This is a genomic window from Frankia sp. CeRuru1 (assembly GCF_977966315.1).
In genome coordinates this window covers 1,243-7,339 of sequence record NZ_CDWWEW010000205.1, presented here as the reverse complement: position 1 = coordinate 7,339, position 6,097 = coordinate 1,243, and the positions used below count along the sequence as shown (strand labels likewise).

General features: G+C 73.2%; 5 protein-coding genes. All 5 read right to left on the bottom strand.

Annotated elements, in window-relative coordinates:
- Positions 1-196: 196 nt before the first annotated feature.
- The gene (locus AC08OP_RS15160; protein ID WP_476614792.1) at positions 197-1,267 is read right to left on the bottom strand and encodes a Ppx/GppA phosphatase family protein; all 1,071 of its coding nucleotides are present in this window, start codon (positions 1,265-1,267) and stop codon (positions 197-199) included.
- Positions 1,268-1,327: 60 nt separating this feature from the next.
- Positions 1,328-1,918, bottom strand: a complete 591-nt coding sequence (locus tag AC08OP_RS15155) for a DUF501 domain-containing protein (protein ID WP_476614791.1) — start codon at positions 1,916-1,918, stop codon at positions 1,328-1,330.
- Between the two features lie 87 nt (positions 1,919-2,005).
- Complete coding sequence (locus AC08OP_RS15150; RefSeq protein WP_476614790.1) at positions 2,006-2,380, bottom strand: FtsB family cell division protein; 375 nt, start codon at positions 2,378-2,380, stop codon at positions 2,006-2,008.
- A 4-nt stretch (positions 2,381-2,384) separates the two neighbouring features.
- Entirely contained in the window at positions 2,385-3,668 is a 1,284-nt protein-coding gene (gene eno / locus AC08OP_RS15145; protein WP_476614789.1) for a phosphopyruvate hydratase, read from the bottom strand.
- 391 nt (positions 3,669-4,059) lie between these two features.
- Complete coding sequence (gene sppA / locus AC08OP_RS15140) at positions 4,060-6,072, bottom strand: signal peptide peptidase SppA (RefSeq protein ID WP_476614788.1); 2,013 nt, start codon at positions 6,070-6,072, stop codon at positions 4,060-4,062.
- Positions 6,073-6,097: the final 25 nt, after the last annotated feature.

Here is a 6,097-nt window from a genome sequence, read left to right as displayed (position 1 = left end):
CCGGGCATCGAGCTCCCGGGTGCCCGTCGCGCCGGCGGCCAACGCGCGGGCCTCGGCCGGCGTGGCTGCGACCGGTGTGTCGGCGGCGGCGAGGTCCCCCGGCCAACCGCTTCCCGGCCGCACCGGGCCCCGTGACCGGACCGGGCCACCCGTCCCGCTCGTCACCCCGCCCCGCCGGTCCTCATACAGCCGGGCCTCATACCGACGGGCCGGCGGTGACGGGCAACGCCGCCCGCTCGGGCCCGGTGGCCGGGGCGCCCGGCGCGGCGGCTAGGGCCAGCGCTATCCCGTCGAGGATGTCGCGTTCGCTTGCCACCACCGCCGCGGCGCCCGTTCGCTCGACCAGGGTGCGCAGCACGAGCGCGCCGGCGGCGATAACGTCCACCCGACCCGGGTGCATCACCGGCAGGGCCGCGCGCTGGTCGTGCGTCATCCTCAGCAGCCGGTCCGTGACCTGCGCGACCTGCTCCGCCGCCGTCACGGACAGGTGGATGCGGGCCGGGTCGTACTCGGGGAGATCAGCCGCGAGGGCGGCGACCGTGGTGACGGTCCCCGCGACGCCGACCAGCGTCGCCGCCTCGGTCAGGGGCACGGTGCGGGCGGCGATGTCGAGTGCCGCGTGCACGTCGGCAACGATCGCCGCGGCCTGCGCGCCGGTCGGCGGATCATCGTGCAGGTGCCGCTCCGCCAGCCGCACGCATCCGACGTTCACCGAGCGGGCGGCCCGCACCCCGCTCGCGTCCCCGAGGACGAGTTCGGTCGAGCCGCCGCCGATGTCGGCGAGCAGGATCGGCGTGGCGACCGGGTCGGATCCCGCCGCGCCCGCCCCCGTCGGCGCGCCCTCGACCGACCCGGCGTCCAACGAACCGGCGTCCAACGAACCGGCTCGGCCGACGAGGTCACCGATGGCGCCACCGAAGGACAGGGCCGCCTCCTCGTCCCCGCTGATCACCTCGGGGTCCACACCGAGGATTGCGCGGACCCCGGCGACGAGCTCATGACGGTTGCGCGCGTCGCGGGTCGCGCTCGTGGCGACCATCCGCACCCGTGAGGCTCCCAGCCGCTCGATCTGCTCGGCATAGTCCCGCAGCGCGGTGAAGGTGCGGGCGAGCGCCTCCGGCGCGAGCTCACCGGTCCGGTCGACCCCGGCCCCCAGCCGGACGATCTCCATCTGGCGGGTCAGCTCGTACAGGGTCGATCCCTCGACGTCCGCCACCAGCAGACGGATCGAGTTGGTTCCACAGTCGATCGCGGCGACCCGACTCACGGTCTCTCCTCCCCGGTCAAATCCCCTATCGGATCTCTATCGGATCCTCCGTCGGGTCCCCTATCGGATCCCCTGTCGAACGACTGCCGGTCGGTCCGTCGCCCGCCGGCCCGCCACCTGGGGCGGGTCCGGGCTGCGGGCCTCGTCGACGCCCGGACATCGGCCACCGGCCACGCACGGCCCCCGCCGCCCCCAGTCGGGAACAGCCGCAAGGGCCTCGTCACCGAACGGATTGACTCCCGGACCCACGGCGAGACTGTGCGCTACGAGGACGTGCAGGCACTTGACCCGATCGGGCATGCCACCCGCGCTCGGGGCCGCGGGCAGCACCTCGTGCGCGTCGCGCCGGGCGAGGTAGTCCCGGTGGGCGGCGGCGTAGGCGGCGGCGAGCCGCGGATCCTCCGCCAGCCGGGCTGTCATCTCGCGCATCACCCCGGCCCCCTCCAGCCGCGAGATCGCCGACGCGGCCCGGGGGCAGGTGAGGTAGTACAGGGTCGGGAAGGGGGTGCCGCCGGCAAGCCGCGGTGCGGTCTCGACCACGTCGGGAAGACCGCACGAGCAGCGATGAGCCACCGCGAGGACGGCTCGCGGCTCGCGGGAGAGCTGACAGCGCACAATCTCGAGATCCTCGGCCGTCACCGCCGGTACCATGCTCGCCCCCTCGCCGTCATCACCGTCCGCCAGGACCGTTCCTTCGCCCTTCGCCGCACCGGGGCCGGGGCTCCCGCCCCGTGACCGCTACGGCGTCGAGATCTCCGACCAGAGCCGGGCGTACCAGGCCGAACCCCCGGACGACCCGCCGCGGGTCTCGTCGCCGTTCTTGGTGGGTGCCGGTTTGATCGGCATCAGGTACGCCCGTTCACCGGGCTTGACGTAATGCAGCCGACGGCGCGCCTCGTCCTCGACCCAGGCCTGGTCGTCGTAGCGCTCGACCGTCGCCCGCAGCTCATGGACCCTCGCCTGGGCCTGCGCGTTGGTCCGGCTCAGCTCGGAGAGCTTGGCCTGCTGCTGCAGGTACAGCCGCAGCGGATAAGCGAGGGTCAGGACCAGCACGCAGATCACGACGGCGAGCAGGGTCGCCCTCGTGGTCAGCGCGGTGTTCCGCGGCGGCATGGGATCAGCCGGCCTGCCCGTGGCGGGGGAACGCGGCGGCGCCCGCGTACCGGGCCGCGTCGTCGAGTTCCTCCTCGATGCGCAGCAGCTGATTGTACTTCGCGACCCGCTCCGAGCGCGCCGGGGCGCCAGTCTTGATCTGACCGCAATCGACCGCGACGGCGAGGTCGGCGATGGTGGTGTCCTCGGTCTCGCCGGACCGGTGGGACATCATCGCCCGGTAGCCGCTACGGTGGGCCAGGTTCACCGCGTCGAGCGTCTCGGTCAGCGTGCCGATCTGGTTCACCTTCACCAGCAGGGCGTTCGCGGCCTTCAAGGCGATCCCGCGGGCCAGCCGCTCCGGGTTGGTCACGAACAGGTCGTCCCCGACGAGCTGCACCTTGCCACCGAGCCGCTCGGTGAGCGCCACCCAGCCGTCCCAGTCATCCTCGGCCAGCGGGTCCTCGATGGAGACGATCGGGTAGGCGGAGACGAGCTCGGCATAGTAGTCGCTCAGGTACTCGGCGCTACGCGAGTTGCCCTCGAAGGTGTACGACCCGTCCGCGTAGAACTCGGTGGAGGCGACGTCCAACGCCAGGGCGATGTCCGTCCCCAGGGCGAAGCCGGCCTTGTCGATCCCCTCGGCGATGAGGTCGAGAGCCTCGCGGTTGGTGGGCAGGCTCGGCGCGAAGCCGCCCTCGTCGCCCACGCCGGTCGCCAGGCCCCGCGCCTTCAGCACGCTCTTGAGCGCGTGGTAGACCTCCGCACCCCAGCGCAGCGACTCGGCGAAGGTGCTCGCGCCGATCGGAGCAATCATGAACTCCTGGATATCGACGTTGGTGTCGGCGTGGGCACCACCGTTGAGGATGTTCATCATCGGCACCGGGAGCAGGTGCGCGGTCGGGCCTCCCAGGTACCGGAACAGCGGCAGGCCACTCGACGCCGCCGCCGCCTTGGCCACCGCCAGGCTGACCCCGAGCAGGGCGTTGGCGCCGAGGGCCGACTTGCCCGGGGTGCCGTCGAGGTCGATGAGCGTCGCGTCGAGAAGACGCTGCTCGCTGGCCTCCAACTCCATGATCGCCGGACCGATCCGGTCGATCACCGCGGCCACGGCCTTGGTCACGCCCTTGCCGCCGTAGCGGTTGTCCCCGTCGCGCAGCTCGACAGCCTCGAAGGCGCCGGTACTCGCCCCGCTGGGCACCGCGGCGCGGCCCAGCGTGCCGTCCTCCAGGACGACCTCGACCTCGACGGTGGGGTTGCCGCGCGAGTCAAGGATCTCGCGGGCTCCGACGGCCTCGATGGACGGCACGGCTTCGACCTCCGGTATGCGCTCTGACACGGAACGATGACGCGGTGGCAGCAGCGGACCGCCACGGGCCGGTGACCGGAAGCCACCACACCGCGGCAGGCCACCGGGGCAGACCCTGATGGCCTGCCGCGGATCGCGGCGCGGGACGAGCGGTGCCGTCCGGACGAAACCGGTCGCTGCGAGACTACCGTCGCCCCACGGCGACGCGACGCCGGTCCCGGCCCGGCGCGGCGCGTCCATTCACCCGCGGCGCGTCCATTCACCGGCCACCCGACGGTCATTCCACCGCCTGCCTGGCCGTCGGGCACCCGGGCGTCGATCCTCCCGCGGACGGCGGTGTCACGCATCCCACAGGCCGGCGAGTTCGTTGTGGGCCACCGGTGCGGACCGGCTAACCGATCCGCCCGATCGGCGGCATGACCAGCGGACCGGCCGAGGGCAGACCGAGCCGCGCCGCCAGCGGTGCCAGCGCCCCCCAGCCCGGGACGAAGCCGGCACCGGGACCGGGGCCGAGCAGGCCCAGGGCGGACCCGGCCATCGACCCGGCCACGGACGCGGCGGCCCCGCGGTCCTCGCTGGACTTCGGCGACCGGACCCGTTCCAGCACCGACGGCTTGGGCGTCAGCCGCACCCGCGGGGTCTCACCGGCCGGCAGACCGGCGCGCGACCAGGCAAGTTCGATCGCCTGCGCCAACCCGCCGAGGACGTCCACCAAGCCGTGCGCATGGGCGTCCGCGCCGGTCCACACCCGGCCGCGGGCCAGCTGGTGCGCCTGGTCCCGGGACAGCCCGCGAGCGGTCGCTACCTTGTCGACGAAGTCGGCGTAGACCCGGTCCAGGAACTCCTCCAGCTTCTCCCGCTCCCCCGGGGTGAAGGGCCGCCGCGGCGACATCATCAGCGCATGCTCGCCCTCCGCGACGGCACCGAAGCCCACTCCCACCTTGTCGAGCAGGCCGCTGATCACCTGCTTGCCGGCGAACACCCCGATCGAGCCGGTCAGCGTGCCGGGGTTCGCCACGATCGCATCGGATGCCAGGGCAACGAAGTAGCCACCGGAGGCCGCCACGTCACCCATCGAGACGATCAGCGGCCGACCGCTGGCCCGGAACCGCTCGGCCTCCCGGCGGACCAGGTCGGATGCGACGTAGGAACCCCCAGGACTGCTCACCCGGAACACCGCCGCCGCCACCGCGGGATCACGCGCGGCGGAGCGGAAGGCCGCCGCGGTGGCCTCCGCGGCGAGCACCGGCCCGGAGAACGGACCCGGGGCACCGTGTCCGAGGACGACCGGCCCGGTCCCGTGGATGAGCGCGATGACCGCCTTCTTCGGGTCGCGATGCGGCGCCGTCACGGAGGGGGCCAGCGCACTCGTCCCGATGCCCGCGGCCTCGTCCGGGTGGAGGTGGGCCTCCCCGGCGCCGTCGGGACGGGAGCCGTCCCGATCATCGGGAACCTCGCGGAAGAAGAAAGCCGCCGGGCCGCCGGCCGCCAGCGCCGCTACGCGGCGCGCCGGGAACTTCTCCCACCGCTCGGCGGACCGCCGGTAGGCGGAGGCGTACATCAGAACCGGCTCCGCGCCGGGCCCGCGGCGCGCATCGTCCCGGCCCGCGCCATCCCCATCATCCTCGAATCCGGCCGACGGCCCCCGCGTCACCCGTTCCCGTACCGCCGCGTACGCCTCGTCGCGGTAGCCGAGACGGTCGACGAGACCGGTGTCGAGCGCGACGGACCCGGCCAGCGGTCCGAGATCGATCAGACGCCGGACTCGGTCGGTGGACAGCCCGCGTCCCTCGGCGATGCCGGCCACGATCTGGTCGGAGCTGGACTCGATGATCCGGCTGACCGCCTCCAGGTGCGCCGGGGTGAAGTCCCGCTCCACCAGCGTGTTGACGGCGTTCTTGTACTCGTACCGCTGGCCGATCTCGACGGAGATGCCGAGCCGGTCGAGCGCTCCTCGCAGGAACGGCGCCTCCATCCCGAGACCGGTCAGGCCGCAGTCACCGGGCGGGGCGAGCCAGATCTCGTCGAACGCGCAGGCCAGATAGTAGGGCGCCGTGCCGCCCCCGAACTCCCCGAAGGTGTCCGCGTAGGCGATGGCGGTGCCACCGGCCGCACGAAACGCGGCGATCGCGGCGCGAATCTCCTGGATACGTGCCAGCGGCATCCCGCAGGCGGCGATGTGCGCGACTACGACGGACACCCGGGGATCCTCGGTCGCGTACCGTAGGCCTTCGACAACATCCCGCAGGGTCGTCCGGCGCCGGGCGAGCGCCAGGGTGATCGGGTCGGTGGGGGCGCCTTCGATCGGGTCGACCGTCAGATCAAGTTCAAGGACGATCGGAGCCGTCCGCCGCGCCGCGATCTGGCGGACGTCGGCCAGCGCCTTACGTGGGATGGCAGCCATGCCCTCAGAGGCTAGCCTTCCCCCA

Bases quoted from the DNA above. Each gene is read 5' to 3' on its own strand.
- AC08OP_RS15155 (WP_476614791.1), bottom strand. From the start codon at position 1,918: ATGGTACCGGCGGTGACGGCCGAGGATCTCGAGATTGTGCGCTGTCAG.
- AC08OP_RS15150 (WP_476614790.1), bottom strand. From the start codon at position 2,380: ATGCCGCCGCGGAACACCGCGCTGACCACGAGGGCGACCCTGCTCGCC.
- sppA (WP_476614788.1), bottom strand. From the start codon at position 6,072: ATGGCTGCCATCCCACGTAAGGCGCTGGCCGACGTCCGCCAGATCGCG.